This window comes from Myroides odoratus (genome assembly GCF_965118575.1).
GTDB lineage: Bacteria > Bacteroidota > Bacteroidia > Flavobacteriales > Flavobacteriaceae > Flavobacterium > Flavobacterium odoratum_B.
Window position 1 is genome coordinate 1 of the sequence record NZ_CBCPHW010000021.1, and the last position, 25,633, is coordinate 25,633.

24 protein-coding genes and 1 tRNA gene are annotated in these 25,633 nt (G+C 34.7%); 15 read left to right on the top strand and 10 right to left on the bottom strand.

From position 1 onward, the window contains the following. Window positions 1-27 precede the first annotated feature (27 nt). Both ACMHJ2_RS15060 and ACMHJ2_RS15065 read right to left on the bottom strand, forming a co-directional pair. Window positions 28-1,686 carry a DUF6029 family protein gene (locus ACMHJ2_RS15060; RefSeq protein WP_413513697.1) on the bottom strand — a complete coding sequence of 553 codons (1,659 nt, stop codon included), beginning with the start codon at window positions 1,684-1,686 and terminating at the stop codon, window positions 28-30. Between the two features lie 5 nt (window positions 1,687-1,691). Next, window positions 1,692-2,177 carry a TlpA family protein disulfide reductase gene (locus tag ACMHJ2_RS15065; RefSeq protein WP_413513698.1) on the bottom strand — a complete coding sequence of 162 codons (486 nt, stop codon included), beginning with the start codon at window positions 2,175-2,177 and terminating at the stop codon, window positions 1,692-1,694. 113 nt (window positions 2,178-2,290) lie between these two features. Here ACMHJ2_RS15065 and ACMHJ2_RS15070 point away from each other — a divergent pair, with 113 nt between their 5' ends. Further along, entirely contained in the window at window positions 2,291-3,379 is a 1,089-nt protein-coding gene (locus ACMHJ2_RS15070; protein ID WP_413513699.1) for an Omp28-related outer membrane protein, read from the top strand. A gap of 226 nt (window positions 3,380-3,605) precedes the next feature. On the opposite strand, the gene ACMHJ2_RS15075 is transcribed toward ACMHJ2_RS15070, so the two are convergent. Both ACMHJ2_RS15075 and rseP read right to left on the bottom strand, forming a co-directional pair. Then, window positions 3,606-3,679: transfer RNA gene (locus tag ACMHJ2_RS15075), tRNA-Asn, on the bottom strand. A gap of 75 nt (window positions 3,680-3,754) precedes the next feature. Continuing rightward, window positions 3,755-5,107 carry an RIP metalloprotease RseP gene (rseP, locus tag ACMHJ2_RS15080; protein ID WP_413513700.1) on the bottom strand — a complete coding sequence of 451 codons (1,353 nt, stop codon included), beginning with the start codon at window positions 5,105-5,107 and terminating at the stop codon, window positions 3,755-3,757. A gap of 347 nt (window positions 5,108-5,454) precedes the next feature. Between rseP and serS the strand changes: the two genes are divergently transcribed. From serS to ACMHJ2_RS15105, 5 genes are all read left to right on the top strand, one after another. Further along, window positions 5,455-6,726: a serine--tRNA ligase gene (serS, locus tag ACMHJ2_RS15085; protein WP_413513701.1), complete on the top strand. Its 1,272-nt coding sequence runs from the start codon at window positions 5,455-5,457 to the stop codon at window positions 6,724-6,726. Between the two features lie 93 nt (window positions 6,727-6,819). Continuing rightward, a complete protein-coding gene (locus ACMHJ2_RS15090) occupies window positions 6,820-7,143 on the top strand; it encodes a DUF4286 family protein (RefSeq protein WP_413513702.1) in 324 nt (107 codons plus the stop codon). After that, window positions 7,143-7,931 carry a 16S rRNA (adenine(1518)-N(6)/adenine(1519)-N(6))-dimethyltransferase RsmA gene (rsmA, locus tag ACMHJ2_RS15095; RefSeq protein WP_413513703.1) on the top strand — a complete coding sequence of 263 codons (789 nt, stop codon included), beginning with the start codon at window positions 7,143-7,145 and terminating at the stop codon, window positions 7,929-7,931. Before ACMHJ2_RS15090 ends, rsmA begins: the two co-directional genes overlap by 1 nt. Beyond that, window positions 7,912-9,264 carry a magnesium transporter gene (gene mgtE, locus ACMHJ2_RS15100; RefSeq protein WP_413513704.1) on the top strand — a complete coding sequence of 451 codons (1,353 nt, stop codon included), beginning with the start codon at window positions 7,912-7,914 and terminating at the stop codon, window positions 9,262-9,264. The genes rsmA and mgtE overlap by 20 nt, the downstream gene beginning before the upstream one ends. Before the next feature lie 11 nt (window positions 9,265-9,275). Beyond that, the gene (locus ACMHJ2_RS15105) at window positions 9,276-10,223 is read left to right on the top strand and encodes a 2-hydroxyacid dehydrogenase (RefSeq protein ID WP_413513705.1); all 948 of its coding nucleotides are present in this window, start codon (window positions 9,276-9,278) and stop codon (window positions 10,221-10,223) included. A 137-nt stretch (window positions 10,224-10,360) separates the two neighbouring features. Here ACMHJ2_RS15105 and ACMHJ2_RS15110 read toward each other — a convergent pair whose 3' ends face one another. From ACMHJ2_RS15110 to ACMHJ2_RS15125, 4 genes are all read right to left on the bottom strand, one after another. Continuing rightward, a complete protein-coding gene (locus tag ACMHJ2_RS15110; RefSeq protein ID WP_413513706.1) occupies window positions 10,361-10,783 on the bottom strand; it encodes a hypothetical protein in 423 nt (140 codons plus the stop codon). Between the two features lie 12 nt (window positions 10,784-10,795). Beyond that, window positions 10,796-11,191, bottom strand: a complete 396-nt coding sequence (locus ACMHJ2_RS15115) for a hypothetical protein (RefSeq protein ID WP_413513707.1) — start codon at window positions 11,189-11,191, stop codon at window positions 10,796-10,798. A gap of 265 nt (window positions 11,192-11,456) precedes the next feature. After that, a complete protein-coding gene (locus ACMHJ2_RS15120; protein WP_413513708.1) occupies window positions 11,457-11,876 on the bottom strand; it encodes a hypothetical protein in 420 nt (139 codons plus the stop codon). A 183-nt stretch (window positions 11,877-12,059) separates the two neighbouring features. After that, window positions 12,060-13,883, bottom strand: coding sequence for a GNAT family N-acyltransferase (locus ACMHJ2_RS15125; protein ID WP_413513709.1), 1,824 nt, complete (start codon window positions 13,881-13,883; stop codon window positions 12,060-12,062). Between the two features lie 382 nt (window positions 13,884-14,265). Between ACMHJ2_RS15125 and ACMHJ2_RS15130 the strand changes: the two genes are divergently transcribed. From ACMHJ2_RS15130 to ACMHJ2_RS15140, 3 genes are all read left to right on the top strand, one after another. After that, entirely contained in the window at window positions 14,266-15,033 is a 768-nt protein-coding gene (locus tag ACMHJ2_RS15130) for an exodeoxyribonuclease III (protein WP_413513710.1), read from the top strand. Window positions 15,034-15,054: 21 nt separating this feature from the next. Continuing rightward, on the top strand, window positions 15,055-15,957 hold the full coding sequence (locus ACMHJ2_RS15135) for an OmpA family protein (protein ID WP_413513711.1): 903 nt from the start codon (window positions 15,055-15,057) through the stop codon (window positions 15,955-15,957). A gap of 147 nt (window positions 15,958-16,104) precedes the next feature. Further along, a complete protein-coding gene (locus ACMHJ2_RS15140; RefSeq protein ID WP_413513712.1) occupies window positions 16,105-17,442 on the top strand; it encodes a mechanosensitive ion channel family protein in 1,338 nt (445 codons plus the stop codon). Between the two features lie 176 nt (window positions 17,443-17,618). On the opposite strand, the gene xseB is transcribed toward ACMHJ2_RS15140, so the two are convergent. Together xseB and xseA are read right to left on the bottom strand one after the other, a co-directional pair. Beyond that, entirely contained in the window at window positions 17,619-17,813 is a 195-nt protein-coding gene (gene xseB / locus ACMHJ2_RS15145) for an exodeoxyribonuclease VII small subunit (RefSeq protein WP_413513713.1), read from the bottom strand. Continuing rightward, on the bottom strand, window positions 17,774-19,261 hold the full coding sequence (gene xseA / locus ACMHJ2_RS15150; RefSeq protein WP_413513714.1) for an exodeoxyribonuclease VII large subunit: 1,488 nt from the start codon (window positions 19,259-19,261) through the stop codon (window positions 17,774-17,776). The genes xseB and xseA overlap by 40 nt, the downstream gene beginning before the upstream one ends. A 418-nt stretch (window positions 19,262-19,679) precedes the next feature. Here xseA and dut point away from each other — a divergent pair, with 418 nt between their 5' ends. The 6 genes from dut to ACMHJ2_RS15180 all read left to right on the top strand — a co-directional run bounded on the left by dut (window position 19,680) and on the right by ACMHJ2_RS15180 (window position 25,629). Further along, the gene (gene dut, locus ACMHJ2_RS15155) at window positions 19,680-20,117 is read left to right on the top strand and encodes a dUTP diphosphatase (RefSeq protein WP_413513715.1); all 438 of its coding nucleotides are present in this window, start codon (window positions 19,680-19,682) and stop codon (window positions 20,115-20,117) included. 21 nt (window positions 20,118-20,138) lie between these two features. After that, window positions 20,139-21,149, top strand: coding sequence for a sugar phosphate nucleotidyltransferase (locus ACMHJ2_RS15160; RefSeq protein ID WP_413513716.1), 1,011 nt, complete (start codon window positions 20,139-20,141; stop codon window positions 21,147-21,149). Between the two features lie 85 nt (window positions 21,150-21,234). Continuing rightward, window positions 21,235-22,008, top strand: coding sequence for a DUF4292 domain-containing protein (locus ACMHJ2_RS15165; RefSeq protein WP_413513717.1), 774 nt, complete (start codon window positions 21,235-21,237; stop codon window positions 22,006-22,008). Between the two features lie 38 nt (window positions 22,009-22,046). Further along, on the top strand, window positions 22,047-23,306 hold the full coding sequence (locus ACMHJ2_RS15170; protein WP_413513718.1) for a murein hydrolase activator EnvC family protein: 1,260 nt from the start codon (window positions 22,047-22,049) through the stop codon (window positions 23,304-23,306). 15 nt (window positions 23,307-23,321) lie between these two features. Next, entirely contained in the window at window positions 23,322-23,843 is a 522-nt protein-coding gene (locus tag ACMHJ2_RS15175) for a 3-hydroxyanthranilate 3,4-dioxygenase (protein WP_413513719.1), read from the top strand. 238 nt (window positions 23,844-24,081) lie between these two features. Beyond that, on the top strand, window positions 24,082-25,629 hold the full coding sequence (locus tag ACMHJ2_RS15180) for an aldehyde dehydrogenase family protein (protein ID WP_413513720.1): 1,548 nt from the start codon (window positions 24,082-24,084) through the stop codon (window positions 25,627-25,629). Window positions 25,630-25,633 lie beyond the last annotated feature (4 nt).

Below are 25,633 nucleotides of genomic sequence, written 5' to 3' on the forward strand. Positions count from 1 at the left end.
CAATAACAAAATAATAATTCTAAAATCTTAAAACGAGGTTGTGATACCTACTGTTAATCCAGCTGCTTCTGAAACAATACGACAAACACCACCTACACATAATAATCCTCCACGTTGTCTACCATAGCTAGCAGAAACACGAGTAGTTCCTTTTGTAAAACTAGCTCCTGCATTATAATAATGAATACGTTGTTCTTTATCATCATTTCCATAATTATAAATATCACTCACAAAAATAGCCCAGTTAGAATTATAGGCAAACTCTAAAGTCCCTCCTACCCAATTCTTTTTGTCTTCTTTTGTCCATAAATGTTGTGCTTCTAGACGAACTGATTTATTTTCCAAGAACTCATAGGTGGTCTCGAAAGAAGCAATATTAATCTTATAGCTATCTAATCCTGTTTTATCTTCTAAAGATTTCGGGTTATAATATTGATTCAAGAACATAAAAATGGATGACCAATTTTTTGACCATCTTTTTCGAACTTCAATTCCTAAGTCTGAATACGCTTTATCATCAAATCCTAAAAACTCTCCATTAGTACCTGTTCCATCTTTTTTCTTTGTGTTTTTAACACCTGCCCAATATGATCCATTTACAACAACATTCGTTCCATAATCTCCACCTAGTGTAGTTCCTTTAGCAAATTCATAGTAAAAATCAAATTGCCCTCCGATTTCTCCTAATTTACCAAATAAATTCATATCAAAATTAGGTTGTGCTTGATATACATAAATATTTTGTAACGAATAATCATACTGTTTCGTTAATCCAGGAATATAATTTAAAGTTCCTTTAAAATATTCATTCCCTAAAAAAGTCCTTTCTGAATAAAAACTCATGTTTTCCATTCTACGCAAGTTGACATCAATTGCCATTCCTTTTTGAGAATATCCCGTATTAATTAACAAGGCATTTCCTGCTTGACTTACCTTATGATCAAAGCGCTGTAATTCATACAATACATCCTTGTCTTTATAAACATACTCTGCACCAATATAGAATCCACCTTTTCCAAAATTCATTCTTGCACTATAACCATTGGTCAATTTATCTAAGTCTTTATTGTAATCGCGAGAATTTTCAATTCTTCCTAAATAACTAAAACCCGCAGACCAATCAAATGCATCATTCTCCGCTAAACCAGCAATATCTACCTTTACATCTCCTCCAACAATAAAAGAATTTGCCAAGTCAAAGCCCATCCCTACTCGTTGTTTTCCTCCCAATACAGTAAGGTCAATATGATCTAATAGTGCGTATTTCACGTTCAATCCTAAAATAGCATTATTAACACCTAATTGTCTATCTTCCCAAGAACGAAACAATAATCCACTACCAAATTGATCGTAGAAATGCCCCGCTGTAACATCCAATCCTAACTCTCTATTATTATACCTAGCATAAAGCGTTCCTATATCAAAACCTTCATAATCTGGCGAATAATTTAATAACGCTTTCGGTTCATACCCCTCTACCTGAGCCCCAAAGCTCCAATTCTTCCAATCATAATCAACTTTTAGATATGAATTTGTTCTAAATCTATCGTCCGCTTCTTTTGTATCAATTTTGATCTTTTTATCATCAATATACCATTGTGAGTTATTTTCAAAACCAACGCGTACCTGAGCTTTAGCACCCACAAATAGCAACAATCCACAAACTGTAAAAAATATTTTCTTCATTACCTTTATTTAATTAATGCTTTCACTTGTTTAATCAACTCTTTTTCAGCTCCTGGTGTATAACTTGTATGTTTAAATACAATTTTACCTTTATAGACAACTGCAGTAAAAGGTACATTAACAACATTCATTGCCCTTTTTAGATCATGGTTCGTATCTAACAATACCGTATAATCCCATCCCTTTCCATTAACTAATGGTTTTACGCGTTTCACAGATTTAGCATCATCTATAGAAACAGCAATCAATTTCACTCCTGTTTCTTTTTGCCAATCACTATAAACATCATTAATTGCAGCCAATTCCTTTAAACAAGGGCCACACCAAGTAGCCCAAAAGCTAACAATAATTGGCTTTTCCTCATTAGCAAAAGAAGCAAAATCTACTTTCTTTCCATCTAAGTCCATAAGGGTAACAGCGGGTAAATCTTTTTGTTGTGCAGAAACATTGGAGATCACAAACAATAAAATAAATGCATAAAACACTTTCATAATATTAAGTTTTAGTTGTAAAGTTCAAAAATAGGAAAAAAAACATATATTTAACTTTTTATTAACCGAAATTTATACATATTTTTACGAAAACAACTTTAACAAATTATTTTATGAAGACAACAAAAAATTACTTCCTTCTTCTAATGCTAACATTAGGAATAGGATTATTTAATGCTTCTTGTTCATCAAGTGATAATAGTTCAAATGATGACAATGATCCACCTCCTCCAGGAAAAACAGAACTAATTATCTCGGCAAGTAAAACATCTATCAAAATAAATGAAGAGGTTAGCTTTTTAGCTAAATGGGGCAACGAAACAACAAAAGATATTAAGTTTTCTATCAACGATCAGGAAATTGAAGCAGATAAATATACCTTTACTGAGGTAGGAGAATATACCGTAACTGCAAAAAAATCATCAGGTGAGAAGAGTAATTCCCTAAAAATTTCTGTTTTCAAAAATGATGATGAAATTAATAATGCTACAAAATTTGCACATAGAGTTCTTGTAGAAGATTTTACTGGTGCTTGGTGCCAATGGTGTCCCTTAGTTGCTTATGACATTGAACAATTGGAAAAAAACCACGGTGAAAAAATTCAAGCTATCGCAATTCACAATGAAGATCCATTCGATTTCTTTAAACGTGACAGAAATGCATATGAAAGAGAAGTAGGTGTAAATGGTTATCCATTCGCAACGATTAATAGACAACTTAATTTCAGAGATAATCCGAATAAAGTAATTGAACTTCACAAAGAATTTTCTTCTATCGGAATTAAAATCGAATCTGAAATGTATGCAACTGATGGTGTTGTAAAAATTGGAATTAAATTCGGAGAGAATTATACAGCAGGAGTAAAATATGCTGTATTTATGCTAGAAGATCATTTAATCTACAAACAAGCAAATTCAACACAATACTATCAAGACCTACCTAAACAAGGTGGTTACTCTCTAAATTTTGAACACAACAATACCTTAGTTGGTATGGTAAATGGATTTAGAGGAACTGAAATTGGTTCATCTGTGGCAGTAAAAGGTGGAGAATTCACTAACACAAATATTTACCTTACACATAAAGCCGCTAACTTAGACAATACAAAAATCGTAGTAGTTGTTACGGATATGGCTGGAGCAGTACTAAACGTAGCTGTAGCAAAATCAAATACAAACATGAGCTACCAAGTAGTTCGTTAATAAAAATAAAGTCCCCCTAAAGGACAACCAATAAAACAGAAGAGGGTGTCCCAAAAGGTCACCCTCTTCTGTTTTGTTTTTGTATCCCCCCACAGGGAGGGTATTCAAATCTCAGACCGTTCGACTACCTTTTTAGACAGCCTCTTTTTTTAATTCGTTTACACCTAAAGTAGTTCGAATAATTTCAAACAAAAAAGCCTGACAATTACTTGTCAGGCTTTTTTTGCTCCCCCTCTTGGGCTCGAACCAAGGACCCTCTGATTAACAGTCAGATGCTCTAACCAACTGAGCTAAGGAGGAAGGTATCTTACCTTAAATGCTGTGCAAATATACTATGATTTTTTACTTTTGCAAAACATTAGCTTTATTTTTTATTTACTTGAATATCGCTTTGTATATGTCATTTCCATTGGCAAATAACAACAAACCAATAAGTATAAAGAAACCAACCATTTGTGCATTTTCTAGAAACTTATCACTTGGTTTTCTACCAGAAATCATTTCATATAATAGAAACATCACATGGCCCCCGTCTAAAGCAGGAATAGGCAATAAATTCATCACCCCTAGCATAATAGACAATAAAGCTGTTATATTCCAAAAATACTCCCAGCTCCAAACCGAAGGAAAAATATCGTAGATTGCTTTAAAGCCACCTACCCCTTTATAAGCTCCTGTTTCAGGTTTTATAATCTTTTTCAATTGCTGAAAATAGCCTCCTACTTTTTCTGCACCTTTTGTAATACCAACCGAAAACGATTCTCCTAACGAATACTTTACTTGGCTAATTTCATACAATCCCATTTTTTGAATGGTTTCGATAGATAATGCTGGAGCATAAAACAAATTCAATTTTCCTTCTTCATCAATTTTCGCATCAACGGTTACTTCTTTCCCCTCTCTTTCAACCACTACTGGAACAACCTTTCCTTTATTTTCTGCCAAAACACCTTGTACTTGATCCACAAAAGGGGTATCTATTCCATTGATGCTTTTCACTTGATCTTTAACTTGTAATACTGTGGCATTCGTTTGATCACCCTCTTCTGCAAAACCAACAACAACAAAAGGAATACGCAGCGAAATTAATCCACCTGCTTTAGTTCCTTCGCTTAATTGGCCAAGTAGATTAACGGGTAAATCAATGTTTTCTTTAACTCCATTGCGTTCTACTTCCACTTGATGCCCCATCATAATTTCATATCCCACATCATTAAAACGCTCAATTTCTTTCCCGTCTACCGCAACAATCTTATCGCCACTCTGCATACCTGCTTCTTTCAAAATAGGAGATTGTACCCAAACACCATGATCCATATTTTTATTAGAAATATATAAATCCCCGTATGCGTAGGTCATCCCGATATAAATTACGAAAGCTAAGATAAAGTTTACAGTAACTCCTCCTAACATAATAATTAAACGTTGCCAAGCTGGTTTTGAACGAAATTCCCAAGGTTGTGGTTCACGCTTCAATTGTTCTGTATCCATACTTTCATCAACCATTCCTGAAATTTTTACATAGCCTCCTAATGGCAGCCATCCAATTCCATAAACTGTATCCCCAATTTTCTTTTTGAATAAAGAAAACTTAACATCAAAAAAAAGATAAAACTTCTCTACTCGTGTTTTAAATAATTTTGCTGGAATAAAATGTCCTAGCTCGTGAAGAATAATCAAGAACGATAAGCTCAATAAAAATTGAGAAATTTTAATTAATATTTCCATTTCAATAATTTCGTTTCTAATCTGAATAAGAAGCAAAAATAAAATATTAGTTTAACTATTAGCTATTTTTTTATCAAACTATTATTTTTTCCTAAATCGCGTTCTATTTCCACCTAGTTCTCCTAACAATAAGACCTGATTTTTAGACTTCGTATTTATTTTTCTCCCTGATACAACTAAAGAAATCGATGTATCGGAGGAGGCCTAGGTACAGATATTCTCTAAAAAAACGATTTTCACCCTAATTTAGTGTCCTTTACAAACAAGAATGACTATGAAAAACAACAAAAAAACAAATATTAGAAAAGTATTTTCTAACTTTGTTATCTTAAACCATTATTTAATATATGTTACAGATAGCTTTTATTAGAGAGAATCAAGAACAAGTGATTAAAGGCTTGGCAAAAAGAAATCTTGATGTTACAGAAGTGCTAAATGAGGTGCTTGCTTTAGACGAACAAAGAAGAGCAACCCAAGTTGAATTAGACAATGTCTTAGCAGAATCCAACAAGCTATCCAAAAGTATTGGTGAGTTCATGAAAAATGGTGAAAAGGCTAAAGCAGAACTTATCAAAGGAAAAACATCCAATTTACGTGAGCAAAGCAAGGAATTAACAGAGCAGTTAAATAATCTTTCTGCAGCGCTTACTGAAAAATTATATACCATTCCCAACATTCCTACGGACCTTGTTCCAGCAGGAAAAGATGCGGATGACAACCTTACTGTACATGAACATGGCGAAATCCCAACTTTACACGAAGGAGCTTTGCCGCATTGGGAATTAGCTAAAAAATACGATTTAATTGATTTTGAATTAGGAAATAAAATAACGGGCGCTGGATTTCCTGTTTATAAAGGAAAAGGAGCTCGTTTACAACGTGCCTTAATTTCGTACTTTCTAGATAAAAATACAGGTGCAGGCTATAAGGAATATCAAGTTCCTCATCTTATCAATGAAATTTCAGGCTATGGAACAGGTCAGCTTCCGGATAAAGAAGGACAAATGTATCATGTAGGCGTTGACGATTTATATTTAATTCCAACAGCAGAGGTACCTATTACCAATATGTTTAGAGATGTTCTTTTGCAAGAAAGTGAACTTCCTATCCTTTGTACAGGTTATACGCCTTGTTTCCGTAGAGAAGCGGGATCTTATGGTGCACACGTAAGAGGGCTAAATCGTTTGCATCAATTTGACAAAGTAGAAATTGTACGCATTGAGCATCCTGATAATTCGTATCAAGCGCTTGATGGTATGGTAGAGCACATAAAAGGCTTGTTGCACGATTTAAAATTACCTTACCGAATTTTGAGATTATGTGGGGGAGATATGGGCTTCACTTCAGCCTTAACCTATGATTTTGAAGTGTTTTCTACTGCTCAAGATAGATGGTTAGAGATTAGTTCAGTTTCTAATTTTGAAACCTTTCAAGCCAATCGCTTAAAATTGCGTTTTAAAGATAAAAGTGGAAAAAACCAATTAGCACATACGCTAAATGGAAGTTCATTAGCTTTACCTCGTGTTTTAGCGGGTATTCTTGAAAATTATCAAACCCCAAATGGAATTGTGATACCTGAGGTCTTAAGACCGTACACAGGATTTGATAGTATTGATTAATTTTACACAACAATTACTAGTATATGAAAAGCACCAAATCCTAAACAGACATTTGGTGCTTTTTTTATCTTTGCAGCATACAATTCAGCACCTATGATTATATATAATATAACGATTAACATCCACGAAAGCGCACACGATGCATGGATGGCTTGGACCAAAGAATTTTATATTCCTGGTATTTTAAAAACCAAAAAGTTCGACAGAGCCCGAATAATTAAAGTTTTAGTAGAGGAAGATATGGGTGGAGTTACCTACTCCATTCAATTTGAAACAGCACAGCCTGAATTATTACAACAATATTACAAAGAAGATTCTGACTTTTTTGAAAGCGAAGCACGCAAAAAATTTGGCGAATTAATGCTTACTTTTAAAACAGAACTTGAACTTATCAGTGAACACGAAATCAACAACTAATGGATAAAGTTAGAGCAAAAAAGCATCTTGGACAGCACTTTTTAACCGATGAAAATGTGGCAAGACAAATCGCTGACACCCTTACCCTAGAAGGATATACTAAGGTATTAGAAATAGGTCCTGGTATGGGCGTGTTAACGAAATATATATTGGAGAAACCCATAGAAACGTTTGTTGTAGAAATTGATACGGAATCCGTTGATTACTTACACAAACATTATCCCAAGTTACAAAACCATATCTTTGCACAAGATTTCTTGAAATTTAATATTGTACAAGCTTTCAATCAAGAGCCATTTTCTGTGATAGGCAATTTCCCTTATAACATTTCAACTCAAATTGTATTTCGCGTTTTAGAGCTTCGCGATTTCGTTCCAGAATTCGCTGGTATGTTTCAGAAAGAAGTAGCTGAGCGAATTTGTGAAAAAAAGGGAAGTAAAGCGTATGGTATTCTTTCTGTATTGACTCAAGCCTTTTACGACACCGAATATTTATTCACCGTATCAGAACACGTCTTCAATCCTCCTCCAAAAGTAAAATCGGGGGTAATGCGCATGCGTAGAAAAGAAAATTTCAGCTTGCCCTGCAATGAAAAGTTGTTTTTTACAGTGGTCAAAGCAGCTTTCAACCAACGTAGAAAAACGTTGAGAAATAGTTTAAAAGCTTTTGGTTTACCTGATGAAATACGCGAAGAAGTTATTTTCAACTTACGCCCCGAACAATTAGGGGTAGAAGAATTTATAGATCTTACAAAAAAAATAGAAATACATGGAATTCAAAATCAGTAATGAAACTATTCTAGAAATCGAAGAACTTATTGCTACCGGAAAAGAAGCTGAACTATTAGAGCTCTTCAAGGATATCCATGCTGTGGATATAGCAGAAATTATGAATGAGCTTCGCGTCGAAAATGCCATTTATATCTTCGGTATATTAGATAGTGAAGTTACTGCAGAAATATTACTTGACTTAGATGAAGATTTACGAGAAAAGATTTTAAAAAGTCTTTCTTCAAAAGAGATTGCCGAAGAGCTTGATGAACTTGATACGGATGATGCCGCCGATATTATTGCTGAATTATCTGAAAAGAGAAAAGAAGAAGTACTTCTGGAGCTTGAAGATTTAGAGCACGCCAAAGATATTGTCGAATTATTGCGTTATGATGAGGATACGGCTGGGGGATTAATGGCTAAAGAATTTGTATCTGTCAATGAGAATTGGTCAATTCTAACTTGCGTCAAAGAAATGCGCAAACAAGCAGAACATGTATCTCGTGTACATTCTATCTATGTGGTTGATGATGAAGGCCGACTCAAAGGGCGTCTTTCTCTTAAAGACTTACTTACTTCATCTACAGCTACTCATATTAGTGATGTTTATATTCCAAAAGTAGATTATGTAAAGGTAGATACAGAAAATACAGAAGTAGCCCGTATCATGCAAAAATACGATTTAGAAGCGATTCCTGTTGTTGATGAAATGGGTCGCTTAGTAGGTCGAGTTACGATTGATGATATTGTTGATGTTATTAAAGAAGAAGCGGATAAAGATTATCAATTAGCGGCTGGTATCTCTCAAGACGTAGATACAAATGACAGTATATTAACCTTAACCAAAGCGCGTTTACCTTGGTTAATTCTAGCGATGATTGGAGGTTTTGTCGCGGTAAATGTATCCCGAAGCTTTGAGGATGCTATGGAAAAATTTGGTGTTCTTTTCTTTTTCACCCCATTAATTGCTGCCATGGCTGGAAATGTGGGAGTACAATCTTCCGCTATTATCGTACAAGGACTTGCAAATAATACCATTTCAGGTTCTATCTGGAAACGATTAGGCAAAGAAGTATCCTTAAGTTTACTTAATGGTTTTTTACTGGCCATTCTACTGATGATTGGAAGTCATGTATTACTTGGTGTCGATTACATTATTGGTGTAACGGTATCCATTGCTTTAATTAGCGTAATTCTGATTGCTAGCTTAATCGGAACCTTCGTACCGATTCTTTTAAATAAATACGGAATTGATCCTGCATTGGCAACAGGTCCCTTTATTACAACGAGCAATGATATTTTTGGTATCTTAATTTACTTCTCCATTGCAAAAGTGATTCTTGGTTTTTAAAATAATCGATTATGACAACAAAAAAAATACTACACCTCGATAGCAATCATCCTTTGATGATGGAACAATTAGCTCAAATGGGCTATACCAATATTGAAAACTACACCGCTCCAAAAGAGATTATAGAGGAGACTATTCAAGAGTATGAGGGTATTATTATTCGCAGTAGGTTTAAAATTGATGCCTCTTTTTTAGAAAAAGCAACAAATTTAAAATTTATTGGCCGTGTTGGTGCTGGTTTAGAAAATATCGATTGTGACTTTGCGACATCTAAAGGTATCGCATTAATTGCAGCTCCAGAAGGCAATCAAACTGCTGTGGGTGAACATGCCTTAGGTATGTTACTTACTCTTTTCAATAAATTAAACCTTGTAGATCAAGAAGTGCGACAAGGTATTTGGATTAGAGAAGACAATAGAGGCTACGAAATCGCTGGAAAAACAATTGGCATCCTTGGATATGGACACATGGGAAACGCGTTTGCTAAGCGCTTGCAAGGGTTCGACTGTACGGTAGTATTTCACGATATCCTTGACAACTTAGAGAATCAATATGCGAAGCAAGTCTCTTTAGAAGAATTGCAACAAAAAGCAGATATTCTAAGTTTACATATTCCCCAAACCTCCGAAACCTTAAATCTGATAAACGAAGCCTTTATTCAACAAATGCGCAAGCCTTTCTGGTTGATTAATACCGCAAGAGGCAAGTCGGTGAATACGGCTGATTTAGTTGAAGCCTTAAAAAACGGAAAAATAAAAGGAGCCGCTTTAGATGTCTTAGAATATGAAAAATCTTCTTTTGAAAATATGTTTGCTGATGAGACTTTACCGCTACCATTACAGTATTTAATTCAATCGAAACAAGTTCTGCTCTCTCCACATATTGCAGGATGGACCCATGAAAGTAAAGAAAAATTAGCCCAAACTATCGTTGATAAAATTCAAAAGCAATTCCGCTAAAAAAATAGCGTAATATTGAGCGAAAACTAGAGGGGTATTTAGAGCGAAACACGGAGCGTTTTTAATAAAACTTTATATATCGCTTTCAAGACGAAATACTAAAAAAAAAGCAAACTATCCAGTTTGCTTTTTTTAATTTATTTTCCTGCTTTTGGTTTCTCTTTTTTTGGAGAATAAACTAGGGTTGTAGACAGAGCCGTTCCTTTTGAAGCTCCTTCTTCTAGTATTTCGCCATTTTTAGTAAGAACAACTTTCATTTTAGATGAGATATCAGCTCCAATCCCTTGGGCTGTAAAACTCAATTTTTTAGTTTCCGTCATTCGATATTTCTTTACCCATTCTGATGTTCTAATCTCTTGCACAATATCTTTTTTCTCATCCTTACCTTCATAGATAACAGCCATTGTTGCCTCAATCAAACCACCATCTGTAGTGGTCACTGTAACAACATAATCCTCTCCTTCTTCTTGTTTATTAGCTGGACTATTATCCGAACTACAAGCAGATGCTCCAAGTACAATACCTGAACAAAGTAAGAAAGTTTTAATTTTTTTAAACATACTATCTCTTACTTAAAAAGTTGCTTCAACAAATAATTTCTTTCCTTTTGATTCTTTTTTAATCAAAGGAAGACCCTCTTTATCTGATATAGTAATCTTTAATTCTGAACCCAAATCAATACCTTCGGCATCAGCAACGATACTCACATTCTCATTGCTTTTTACCGTATATGTTTTCTCCCATTTCAGTATTTTTTTTACTTCTTGTCCCTCTACAACAACTACAGGTGTTTTATCTACTAGCACTTCTGTTACAACGGTTGACCCATTAAAAATCAAAGTCGTTATTTGTCCCATCTCAACATCGTCTGAAATTGTTACTAACACCTGATATTCTTTACTTGTAACCTTAGGTTTTGAAGTAATACCATCATCTGAACTACACGCAGAGAAACCTATCGTTACCATCGCGCAAACTATAAAAAACTTAATTTTTCCGAACATTGTTTTTAGTTTTATTTAACAACTCAAAAATAGGTGTTTTTTTGTATTATCCAAAAATTAACTTAACAATTTATTAGCCAAGAAGGAATAAACAAATTCCATTAGGAAAGAAAACGAGGAAAAGCAATCAAAGTAAGCATTGGAGTGAAATTATACCTTTTAAAACAAAATCCCCAAAAGGTTAATACCAGTTGGGGATTATTTATACTTGAAATCTTATTTTTACGATTTAAAACACAACCTGTGCAAGTAAGATCTGTCCTTGAGCAGAAGCTTCTTTGATAACTGTATTTCCTTTCGTTACTTTAATATTCATTTTAGATGTTTCCTTGTCACCTAAGCCTTGTGCTGAAAAAATAACTTTTTCATTTGAAGCTTTTTTATACGTTTTTGACCATTGTTTTTTATCCCCCAGTTCATCATTCACATCCATTTTCGTATCCGTTCCGTTACTAATCATTGCAACAACTTGCTGAAGCTCCGCATCACTACTAACTGTAACAGAAATAGTAAACTCTCCACTAGTACCTCCTCCTTCTTTTCCTCCACCTGAACCTCCTCCAGAATTGGAACTATCATCTGAGCTACAAGCAACAGCTCCCATTGCAAGAACTGCACAAACCAAAACTAACTTAATTTTTTTTAACATCGTTTTTTACTTTTATTTAACATAAGCAAAAATACTTATTTTTATAAAAAAAACAAATATTATCAAAAATATAAATAACATTACTCTTAAATTCTATAAAATATATTTTATCAATAGATTAAACAATGTCAAGCTATTCTTAAAAATAAAAAAAAACCACTTAATCAAGTGGTTTTTTTTTATCTAATTAAATTTATTAGCTTCTTCTTGTATTTTTCGCTCGAGCTCAGCTTCAAACTCTTCCATAACTGGCTTAACCGTGCTTTCTGGTAAATCTGCAATCTTAATATACATTAAACCATCTATCGCATTATTAAATAAAGGGTCAACGTTGAAAGCAATTACTTTAGCATTTTGCTTGATATACTTCTTAATTAAAACAGGTATCCTCAATTTAGCAGGTTCTACATCTTCGATAATCTTATCAAATTTATTCAAGTCTGATTCCGTTTCATTAAAGATTAAATCTTTATCTGCATCTTTTAGATTTACCTTATATTCCATTTTAGGTGTAACATACTGGGCAATAAATGGATCGAAATAATGAGATCGCATAAATTCTATCATCAATGACTTTGAGAAATCAGAAAATTGGTTGCTAATACTCACTCCACCAATCAAATATTTATGTTCAGGAAAACGCAAAGTTGTATGAACGATTCCCTTCCATAATAGAAACAAAGGCATCGGTTTTTGCTGGTATTCTTTGATAATAAAAGCACGTCCCATTTCAATGGATTGCGCCATCATCGGATAAAGCTCCGATTCAAATCGAAACAATTCATTTAAATAGAATCCGTTAATGCCATACTTTTTATAGATTTCAGATCCTAATCCCATTCGATACGCCCCACAGATTTGCTCCGCTTCACTGTCCCATAAAAACATATGGTGATAATACTTATCGTATTGATCTAAATCTAGTTCATTATTAGTGCCTTCACCTACTTCACGAAATGTAATCTCTCTTAATCGACCAAGCTCCAACAATATAGTTGGTATAAGATCCGATTTACACAAATAAATCTCATAATTCTTACTCTGTAATAATCTACAATCTTTTTCGCGTAAAACTTCAATCTCTTGGTTTATTCTATCTTTAGGTTGTGGAGGGACGATGTCCTTTACCATCTTTGGAAATTTAAAATTAAAAGAAGGGACTTTGATCCACTTTTGGGAATCCTCATCTTTGTATACATTAGATAACAAATACGTTTTGAAACGCAAAAAGTTACCATAATCGCTTAAATTATAGTGTTCATTTTGCTCCTCTACTGATATTGGTCGCCCAATTCGTATTTTTATTACACGATCTTTTTGAGTTAATAATTCCGAAGGCAGTTTTGCTGTACGCAACGTCGGGTTTATTTGGGACAAAAAGTAAAATAATTTACTGTTTTTTGCATGAAAATAAATCGGAACTACGGGTACATTTGCTTTTTTAATCAATTTTATAGCTCCTTCTTCCCAAGGTTTATCAACAACCAAACGATCATCTTTATAGGTAGAAACTTCTCCCGCAGGAAATATACCCAAAGGTTTTCCATCACTTAAATGTCTCAAGGTTTCTTTGAGTCCTAATACGCTTGATTTAGCATCTTTGTTATTTTCAAAGGGGTTAACAGGCATAATATAAGGCTTCAAGGGCTCTATTCGATGGAGTAAAAAATTAGCTACAATTTTAAATTTAGGATCGTGCTCCAGCATTAATTTCAATAACAAAATTCCATCAATTCCTCCTAATGGATGATTGGAAATTGTAATATAGGGTCCTTTTTTAGGTAATCTTTTTAATTCATCAGGATCAATCTGAAATTCAATTTGGAATTCTTCCAAAATCGAATTTATAAACTCTAAATCTTCTAAATGTTTATTTCTATCATAAATCTTATTTAATGTGGTAACTTTAAGTGTTTTCATAAGCAACCACCCCGTAAAAGTACCCAAGATACCATACTTGTCCACGTTAATCGCTTTCGCTACTTCCTTAGCTGTTACTAACCCCATTCATTTGAAAATTTAAGTAAGACAAATATACTAAAATCTTTAGGTAATCTATTTTATTTTATCACCCTTACCTTCCTATCCTATGTATTATCGATACTAAAATTCTAATTCACTGATTAAAAAAAGAATATCTCAAGCAAAAAACCTTTTTTATTCTATGTTTTGTCATCTATTCTTTACTTCTATTTTTAATTTCTTCTGTAGAATACACGATGGGTCTACTTCCCTTCAGATCATTTATTCTTATCATGAAAAAGCTTTCCATTTTTTATCCTTTTTTTAAAATGCTAATTAAAAATTAAAATAACACCTCTGCCTTTCTTTTGCCCTCTAGTAAAGCTTATTTTTTCTATTTTTGATTTTCATACAAAAAACTGATAGAATGAAAAAAATCATCTCCTATAATGTAAATGGAATTCGCGCTGCTATAAAAAAAGGACTACTCGATTGGATGCAGGAAGAAAATGCAGACATCATTTGCTTACAGGAAACAAAAGCAAAAGAAGATCAAATCCCTACCGATGAAATTACATTAGCCGGATATCCCTATCAGTACTATTTTTCAGCAGAAAAAGCAGGATATAGTGGTGTTGCTATTCTTTGTAAAGAAAAGCCCAATCACATCACCTATGGTACGGGTATTGATTATATGGATTTTGAAGGGAGAAATTTACGTGTAGATTTCGATACTTTCTCTGTCATGTCTTTGTATCTACCTTCAGCTTCAAACATCGCTCGCCTAGATTTCAAATACCAATATATGGATGCCTTTTTCGCTTATATTGCTAACTTGAGAAAAGAAGTTCCAAATTTAATTATCTGTGGTGATTACAATATTTGCCACAAAGCCATTGACATTCACGATCCTATTCGCAATGCGAAAGTATCGGGCTTTTTACCAGAGGAAAGAGCTTGGGTGGATAAGTTTGTAGCGCATGGTTTTATTGATAGTTTCCGTATGTTTAACACTGAACCTCATCAATATAGCTGGTGGACCTACCGAGCGAATGCCAGAAATAACAACAAAGGATGGAGAATTGATTACAATATGGTGGCAGAACCCATGAAAGATCGTATCGTAAATGCTTCTATTTTACAAGAAGTTAAACACTCCGATCACTGTCCTGTTGTATTAGAAATTAAATCTTAACAAAAAACAAACTTGATTCGTATGATACAAAGACTGTCTTTTGGTTTACTAGCCTTAACCTTATTATCTTCTTGTGTAACAAGAAAGTTATACAATGAACTTGACCAGCAATATCAAAGTGTGCTTGATGAGAATCAGCGCCTTTCAGATGACCTAACTACGTTAAACAGTTCGATGACTGATTTGGAACAAGCCAAAAAACAGCTTGCTCAACAATTAAAGGATTTACAACAAGAAAGGCAGAATTTAAATGCAGAGATTTCTGCGGCTCAAAATAGATTGCAAGATTTACAAAATTCGTATACCAATTTGGAGAAACACAGCGAAGAATCATTGCAAGCTGAAGCGGCACGCTTAGCCAAAGCCAAAGCAGAATTGGATCTAAAATCAAAACGCGTGCAAGAACTAGAAGGCATTTTGGCCGCCAATGACAAACAAATGAGAGCGCTAAAAGACAATTTATCCCAAGCGTTAAACGCGTTTGAAGGTAGAGGTCTAACGATAGAACAAAAGAATGGAAAGGTTTATGTTTCTATGGAAAATAAGCTATTATTCAAATCAGGTAGTTGGTCTGTCAATGAAGAAGGTCGAAGAGCTGTCATCGAATTAGGAAAAGTTTTAGCAACTAATCCCGATATTTCGGTATTGATTGAAGGCCATACAGACAATGATAAAGTATTGGGGAATTTAGGTGAGGGAATTCAAAATAATTGGGACTTATCTACCAAACGCGCGTTGGCTATCGTTTCAATTCTAACCGAAAATAGTTCGATTGACAAAAAGAACCTAACGGCTGCTGGACGCAGTGAGTATGCTCCTATACTGAGCAATAGCACAAACGAAGGTAAAGCAAAAAATAGGCGTATCGAGGTTATTCTTACGCCAAACTTAGATAAAATCAACGAAATGTTGAATCAAATTTAATACGAATACACAAAAGCCTTATACGCTATAGTAGTATAGGGCTTTTTTCTTTATCGTTCATTCATATCTATACTTTGCCATTTCCTTAACACAGAAAGCATTTCCTATTGCTTAAATTGCATCTTTATAACCAAAAAACAACCAAAAATGTTTCCTTTTAGTCTGAATCAAAAAAATATAGTCGATATTATTGATTTTAGTGAATTAAATGTCATCTATAAATCATTTTTTGATTACCTGAGTATTTTGCATCTCAACGATCATGAAACACATGTGGTTACAACCGTAGCTTTGCTTCTAGCCTTCTCAATCGTAATGGTTACGCTAGATTATGTGCTCAAAAATATATTCATTGTTATTGCAAGAAAATATGCAACTACTAGCAAAACACAATTGGATGATATTGTTATTCGCAACAAAGTACTACATAACATTACCCATTTAATTCCCGTTGCCTTAGCACGCATACTTTTCCCTATTTTTTTTATGGGCTTTCCCAAAGTCATTGACTTTGTCTTATCCTTAACGAATATTCTATTTCTGGTTGTACTTACTCTGCTTGTGCGTTCTTTAATTAAAACGACGAGAGATTACGCCAGAACCAAACCAAATTTAGCAGACAAACCAATTGATAGTTATTCGCAAGTAGCAAGTATTATTTTATACTTTTTCTCAGTGATTATTATCTTTTCTATTATTACAGGTAAAGACCCTGGTACCTTCCTTGTATCCTTAGGAGCGGCATCCGCTATCTTAATGTTAGTCTTCAAAGATACAATCATGGGGTTTGTTGCGAGTATTCAAGTTTCTACAAACGATATGGTTCGCGTTGGAGATTGGATTGAAATGGCCAAGTTTGGGGCCGATGGTACGGTACTAGAGATAAACTTAAGCACCGTAAAAGTGCAGAATTTTGACAAAACAATTACCACAATCCCTACCTATCTGCTTATTAGTGATTCCTTCAAGAACTACCGTGGTATGCAAAACTCGGGAGGGCGAAGAATTAAACGAAGTATCAATATTAAAATGTCATCGATTCGCTTTTTAGAACCTGCTGAAATTAATGAACTAAAGAAGATTCAACTTTTAAAACCGTATATTGAAGAAAGACAAAAAGAAATCGACGACTATAACATAAGTACAAATGCCGATCAATCGATGCCAATCAACGGTAGACGAATGACAAATATTGGTCTATTTAGAGCCTATGTTTTGCGCTACGCCCAACAAAATCAAAATATTCACAAAGAGTATCACTTGATGGTGCGTCACTTGCAGCCTACAGAGCATGGTTTACCAATTGAATTATATATGTTTACCAACAGTACCGTTTGGGCTTTTTATGAAACGGTAATGGCTGATATTTTTGATCACGTCTTGGCAGCTATTGACTATTTTCATTTAGAAGTATTTGAACTTCCTTCCTCTGACGATGTGAGACAGTTTATTGCCAATAGCTACGATACCCCTAAAAACAATTAAAATCCAATAAAAAAAGCTTCAGAATTCTTCCGAAGCTTTTTTGTTTTTTCCATATAGCAGACAAAATACAGCTTGCTAAAACACGGTAAATTACAAAAGGAGGATAACGAATCTTTTAAACCTCACTCCGTCCTGTTATCCGCAAGCGTAGTCTATAAGGCTAAACGCACAGCCAACTATTGTTCTAATTTGTTGATGATTTTCACTACTTTTTCTTCTGTTGCAGCTAATTTCTTCTTACAAAAGACAATCAACTGAGAAGCGCGTTCCACTTTTTCAGCCAATTCATCAACCGTAACTTCATCGTTTTTTAATGCAGTGAGTATTTGATCTAATTCAGCTGCTGCGTGTTCATATGTAAGTTTTTCCATTGCTCTATTTCTTCTATACTTTCTAACTTAATTCTATATTTTCTGTTGTATAACGTTAGCTCTAGTTCATCCCCTTTACGCAATAGTGTATGGGCATCTAAAACCTTTCCTTTATAGCGGATTACGGCAAACCCCTTTCTCAATATCTCTTCTATATCGTAGAGAGAGACGAGTTCTTCTGTTTGTGTAAGCTGTATTTTTTCTTTGGCCAATTTATGTCGTACACGCGCCACAAGCATCTCCTGTAGCAAATTTACTTTTTGTTGCTCTAGCGCTAAACTCTGTTCCCCCCACAGGGTCAATCTCGTCCTCTTATCCCCCAACGTATTCTCTTTCCTTTTTAGCAAAGCGCTTGCTTCTGTTTCGATAGCCTGGCGCTTAAAATGCAAATCGTGAATCGCGCTTTGCGTCAATTGTTGAACGACATACATCAAGGTGGTCGTTTGAGTTTCTAAATGCCCTTGACTTGCACGAAGTCTAGCTTGACTTAAATTCCCTATTCTTTCCTCTAGTTGCTGTAACCTCATTTCCCTTTTATCTAATAGTCTAAAGGCTTGCTCTTGTACTATTCTTTCGCCCTGCCTTAAAAATACGTCAAACTGAAAGGCTCGTTCTATAATAAAAGCCGCAACTGCACTTGGCGTTTTAAAATAGGTATGTGCCACATAGTCGGCTACTGTATTATCCGTTTCGTGTCCAATCCCTGTAAAAACAGCACCTGGCATTTGTGCTATTTTTTCTGCTATCGATAGCGCATTAAATACATCTAAATCAAATTTAGATCCACCCCCGCGTAGTATAACGACTACATCATATTCGCATTTTGAGATTATTTCTAATTGTTGCAACATAGAGGACACAGCCAACTCTCCTTGTACAGGGGTGTCAAAACAATGCAAGGCAAATGAAAAGTTATAGGGATTTTGTTGCAAATGTTGAACAAAATCCTCGTAGCCTGAAGTGCCTATTGAAGCTAAAACTGCTATTTTTTGGATAACTAAAGGATAGGTTTTTTCCTTGTTGAGTTGAAGTAATCCCTTTTGCTGTAACTGCACAATCGCCATTTGTTTTTTTCGCTCAATTTCACCCAAACTAAACGCATAATCAACGTGAATTACATGCAAAGAAAAACCGTAAACGGGATGGAAGATTGCTTCACAATAACACAAAATCTCAGCGCCTTCTTTGACCACCTGATCCAAATCTTCTCCTCCATCAATCAAACATCGCTCAACATTTCTACTCCAAATCGTAGCTCGACATCTAGCTAGAACCTTATCCTCAACTTGTTCTACTAATTCTAGATAATAATGTCCTCTCCGATCTTTATTTACTTTCAGAACCTCTACTTTAATCCAAAAGTACTTCCCCAGCATAAGTTCGTCAAAAACTTGCTGAACGCGATTTAAGATCGTCTGTAGCGTAAATATTTTTCGGTTTTCTACCATAGGAAATAACGACTAAAGTACAAAAATTAAACGAGTCTCTCTTTTTTTGTATTTTTGTTTTTAACGCTTAAGATAGGCTGTATCCCTCACGTATACTTTCGCCTTAGTTGAGATAGTCTTTCTTCGATACTTGTTCGGGAATCCTTCGAGTCTTCTTCGGTAAAAGGATGTTTTACCGAAGAAAACTCGAAGAACTATCGAAAGAAGAGCAAAGAAAGCCACCAAAAAACAAGAGGTTACCTTCTCTTTTTTAAAGGTAAAAAGAAACGGATAAACACTCTTTTTCAACTTGTCCCGAATCGAATCCCCTTTCAGTTGTACAACCCTCCTAAAATCAGTTGAGGAAAACTAATTCACTCCTATTCAATTATCAGAACAAACCTTTATCTTTGTATCCACATTTTTAAAAGTATTGTTTATGACATCAGTAAAAATTATAAATAAATCACAACACGTCTTGCCTCATTATGAAACTGCACAATCTGCAGGAATGGATTTAAGAGCAAATCTTTCCGAACCTATTACTTTAACTAGTTTAGAAAGAGCGATTGTGCCAACTGGATTATTTATAGAACTACCTGAAGGATATGAAGCTCAAATAAGACCTAGAAGTGGCTTAGCAGCAAAAAAAGGAATTACTTTATTAAATTCCCCAGGAACCATTGATGCTGATTACAGAGGAGAAATTGGCGTGATTCTAGTGAATTTATCTAAGGAGCCTTTTGTAATTGAAAATGGAGAGCGAATCGCTCAGATGGTTATTGCAAAATACGAGCAAATTCAATGGGAAAATACATCCGCCTTATCTGAAACAGAAAGAGGTGCTGGCGGATTTGGAAGCACAGGAGTAAAATAAAAATAAAAAATAAGCTACAGAATGAGAATCATTGTACCGATGGCTGGACGTGGATCACGTTTACGCCCCCATACCCTTACTATACCTAAACCCTTAATTCCTATTGCAGGAAAACCAATTGTTCACCGTTTGGTTGAGGATATTGCAAAAGTTTTAAAGGATCCTATTGAAGAAATTGCTTTTATTATTCATGAAAGTTTCGGAAAACAAACGGAAAAAGACCTGATTGCTATTGCAGAAAAATTGGGTGCAAAAGGAACCATTTCCTATCAGAATGAAGCTTTAGGTACGGCTCATGCTATTTTATGTGCCAAAGAGAGTATGACAGGTCCTCTTGTTGTGGCTTATGCAGATACCTTATTCCGTGCTGATTTTAATTTGGACAAAACAGCTGACAGTGTAATTTGGGTGAAACAAGTAGAAGATCCTAGTGCATTTGGTGTTGTTCAATTGAATGACCAAAATGAAATTACTGACTTTGTTGAAAAACCAACTGCGTTTGTTTCAGATCTAGCGATTATTGGAATTTATTACTTCAAAAGCGGAGAAACCCTGCGCAAAGAATTAGAATTCTTATTAGACAATAACGTAATCAAAGGCGGTGAATACCAATTAACGGATGCTTTAGAAAATATGAAGCAAAAAGGCATGCGCTTTGTTCCTGGTCAGGTAGATGAATGGATGGATTGTGGAAACAAAGACGTGACCGTTGATACCAATAACCGAATGCTGAATTTCTTAGAAGCAGAAAACCGCAATTATGTGTCTACTTCCATTCAAATGGAAAATAGTACAATCATTCCCCCTTGTTATATTGGAGACAACGTTGTTTTACGCCATGCAACTATTGGTCCAAATGTGTCTTTAGGAAACAATTCGGTAGTTGAAAACGCAACAATTAAAAATAGCTTAATCCAAACGAACGCCTATATTGGGCATGCAAATCTGGACAATGCTATGATTGGAAATCACGCAAAATACAACGGAAATCACACCAATATAAGTATTGGCGACTATTCCGTCCTAGACTAAAATATATTAAATCCGTTTTAAATTTCTTTAAAACGGATTTTTTTTATCTATATTCGATAAACAAATCCATTTAGCTCAAATAATTATGAAAAAAATTGCTTGCTTATTCCTTACTAGTTTAGTATTCATTGGATGTAAAAAGGGAAGTGAAGGTTTTCTCGTACGCGAAGCAGATGCAAAAAACTCGAAAACAGCTTTAGTAATTTTAAATGATCATGCTAAAAACGCACAGAATTTTAAAACGGCTATACTCAGAGGAACAGCACAATTTACCAAGGATAATTCAACCAATAAAGTAGGAATTGATGTAATGATTGAGAAAGATAAACAAATCTTGCTCAATATCCGTTATGCCGATATACCCGTTGCAAAAGCGCTAATAACGCCTGAAGGAATTCAATATTATGAGAAATTCAATGAAAATGCTTTTCAAGGCAGCTATGCTATATTAACGCAATTCATCGGTGCGGATGTTAATTACAACCGCTTTCAGAATTTATTATTAGGCCAAGTATTAGACAGTCGTGAAGATCAGGAATTTGCAGCGAGTATTGAAGATGGTTTACACAAACTTAGCTCATCCGAACAAGAGGAGCTACAGTCTACCTATTTTTTTGAAGATCAAAATACACTCTTAAAAAAAGAAGCAATTACAGAGCGCGATTCAAATCGCAAAGTAACAATCTCATATCCGGGGTATCAAAAAGTACAAAACTTTATTGTACCAACTGAAATAAATATACTGGCAGAAGAAGAAAAAACCATAAATTTGAATATTCGTTACAGAAAAGTTTCATTTAACGAAGATTTACAAATTAATTATAGTGTTCCCAAGGGATATAAAATGATTAATCTGTAAAAAACATTAATTTTGTCTTGCTTAAGAAGTAAATCACTATGAAAAAAAAATACTGCTCTATATGGTTCATTTTAATGGCATTGCCTTTTTATGCCCAACAAAAAGAGACGCAAGAACAGTTAGAGCGCAGAAAACAGCAGATTGTTATTGAGATAAAATCGGTTCAACAATTACTTCATAGAGAACAAACTAAAGAGCGCAATATCCTTTCTGAAATAGAAGAAATTAACCGCAAGGTTACCTTAAATAAACAGTTGATAAACAATGTGCGCAAGCAGATTAACATCACAAACAACACGATTGCAAAAAACCAGAAAGAAGCCAATACTTTAGCAAAAGAACTGGATAATTTAAAGCAAGATTACGCTAAAACAATTGTCAAAGCGTACAAAAGTCGATCGAATCAAAGTAAGATGATGTTCATTTTATCTTCTGAAAACTTCTTTCAGGCTTATAAACGCATGCAATATTTAAAGCAATACGCTGATTTTAGAAAACAGCAAGGAGAAGAACTGAAAGAAAAAACAGTTTTATTGAAAGATGTTTTAGCTCGTTTAGAAGTGGAAAAAGAAAAGCAACGCAAGCTTCTTGTGGAGCAAGAAAATAATGAAAAGGTTTTAAAACAAGATTTAACAGAGCAACAAGGCTTAGTTTCTTTAGTTAAAAAAGATCAGAAAAAGTTCAATGAGCAGATCAAGAAAAAACAAGATGAAACCAAAGCCATCGACAGAAAAATACAACAATTAATTCGCGAAGCGATTGAAGAGGCAAATAGAAAAGCCCGAGAAGCCGCTGCCAAAGCAGGTAAAACAACAACCAAATCAACAGCTACTTCAAGTGCTGCCGCTACTTTTGAGTTAACTCCAGAAGGGAAATTAGTGGCTGATAATTTTAAAGCGAATCGCGGAAAACTACCTTGGCCAGTTGAGAAGGGTTATATTTCCTTAGGCTATGGCGATCAACCACACCCCGTACAAACCCACTTGACTATCCACAACAGTGGTGTAGAAATAGCAACGGAAAGCAATGCAAAAGCAAGAGCTATTTTTGAAGGGGAAGTACTACAAGTTCAAGTCTTATCAGGAGGAAATAAAGCCGTATTAATTCAACATGGTGATTATATTACCGTATACCAAAATTTACGTGATGTTACCGTTCAAAAAGGCGATAAAGTAAGCCTAAAACAAACGATTGGTACCATTAACACCAACAGCACCGGAAAAACAGTTTTAAAATTCTTACTTTCACACAACTCCAATATTGATAACCCTCAAAATTGGTTGAGTAAAAGTAACTAAACGCATTTTTACCTTATGAGTAATGCCATATCTTTCAACCTTTTACAGTGGGTCAATGATAACAAAGACCTTCTGAAACCACCCGTATCCAATAAAAGCCTATTTGTTGATTCCAAAGATTACATCATTATGGTTGTTGGTGGGCCAAATAACCGCAAGGACTTTCACTATAATGAAAATGAAGAATTTTTCTTTCAACTCGAAGGAACTATTTACATCGATATACAAGAAGAAGGAGAAAGAAAGCGAATCACCTTAAACCCAGGAGATATTTATCTTTTACCAGCGAAAATGCCTCATTCTCCTATTCGAACAGAAAATTCAGTTGGCTTAGTTATTGAAACCAAGCGAAAAAATCCTCATGCAAAAGATGGATTAATCTGGTATTGTGAGAATTGCAATGAGAAATTACATGAAGTATATTTTGAATTAACAGACATAGAAACTGATTTCTTTCCTCACTTCAAGCATTTTTACAGCTCAGAAGAATTGAGAACTTGTGCTACTTGTGCTTGTGTAATGCAAAATATCCCCTAATCGGACGATTTAACTCAAAGTGATTAAAAAAAGTTTTCACTTTGAGTAATCTTTATATTCGAACTAAGAACCTAACTAGATTTTCACACTTAGAACACAATAAAAGCTACTTTTATTTCAAATTCTTATCAACAACTTAATAATATAGCCTAATGCCGTATTTTTCACAACACGACTTAGCTAAAATTATTTTTATATCTTAGCAAAGAACTATCTTATAAACTATAAAAGAAGAATAATGGCAACAACAAATGACCAATTTGGAATTTTGGATGCGATGAAGCATTTAGGACTTGCTGAAGTAAACAATGGAACTTCAACGGGTTTAAACTCATTTTCTAACGGAAGAATTATCGAATCATACTCACCTGTAAACGGTGAATTAATAGGTAAAGTAAAAGCAACAACTGCTGAAGATTACGAAAAAGTAATGCAAACAGCAAAAGAAGCTTTCAAATCATGGAAACTTGTTCCTGCACCAAAAAGAGGAGAGCTTGTTCGCCAAATCGGAGAAGAATTACGCGCAAATAAAGAACACCTTGGAAAACTTGTTTCTTATGAAATGGGAAAAAGCTTACAAGAAGGTTTAGGTGAAGTTCAAGAAATGATCGACATCTGTGATTTTGCAGTAGGATTATCTCGTCAGTTATATGGTTTAACCATGCATTCTGAAAGACCAATGCACAGAATGTATGAGCAATGGCACCCAATTGGAATTGTAGGTGTTATTTCTGCTTTCAACTTCCCTGTGGCTGTATGGAGCTGGAATACAATGCTTGCCTGGGTATCTGGAGATGTTTGTATTTGGAAACCAAGTTCAAAAACACCATTATGTGCCGTAGCTTGTCAAAATATTATTGCTAAAGTTTTCAAAGCAAACGACATTCAAGAAGGAGTTTGTAACTTAGTAATTGGCAACGAATGTGGTGATTTAATGAATAATGATCACCGAATTCCATTAGTATCTTTCACTGGATCAACTCGTATTGGACGTCACGTATCAAAAACAGTTGCTGAGCGTTTTGGAAATACAATTCTAGAGCTAGGAGGAAACAATGCAATTATCGTTTCTGAACATGCAGATATCAGTATGGTATTAGTTGGAGCGGTATTTGGAGCAGTTGGAACAGCAGGACAGCGTTGTACCTCTACGCGTCGTTTAATTATTCACGAAAGCGTATATGATAAAACAATCCAAGTATTACAAAGTGCTTATGCACAATTACAAATAGGAAATCCATTAGATTCTGCGAATCACGTTGGACCACTTATCGATAAAGGAGCTGTTCAAGATTATTTAAACGCAATTGAGAAAGCGAAACAAGAAGGTGGAAAAATCATCGTTGAAGGTGGCGTTCTTGAAGGAGCTGGTTATGAAAGTGGTTGTTATGTTAAACCTTGTATCATCGAAGCTAAAAATGACTTCGAAATTGTTCAAGCAGAAACATTTGCACCTATTTTATATGTAATGAAATACACTACGATTGAAGAAGCTATTGATTTACAAAATGGTGTTCCTCAAGGCTTATCTTCTTCAATTTTCACAAACAGCATGCGCGAAATGGAGTTATTCCTTTCTCAAGCAGGATCTGATTGTGGAATTGCGAACGTTAATATCGGTACTTCAGGTGCTGAAATTGGTGGCGCATTTGGAGGTGAAAAAGAAACAGGTGGTGGACGTGAGTCTGGATCTGATGCTTGGAAAGCTTACATGAGAAGACAAACGAATACCATCAACTACGGAAGCCAACTTCCATTAGCACAAGGTATTAAATTTGATTTTTAATCAA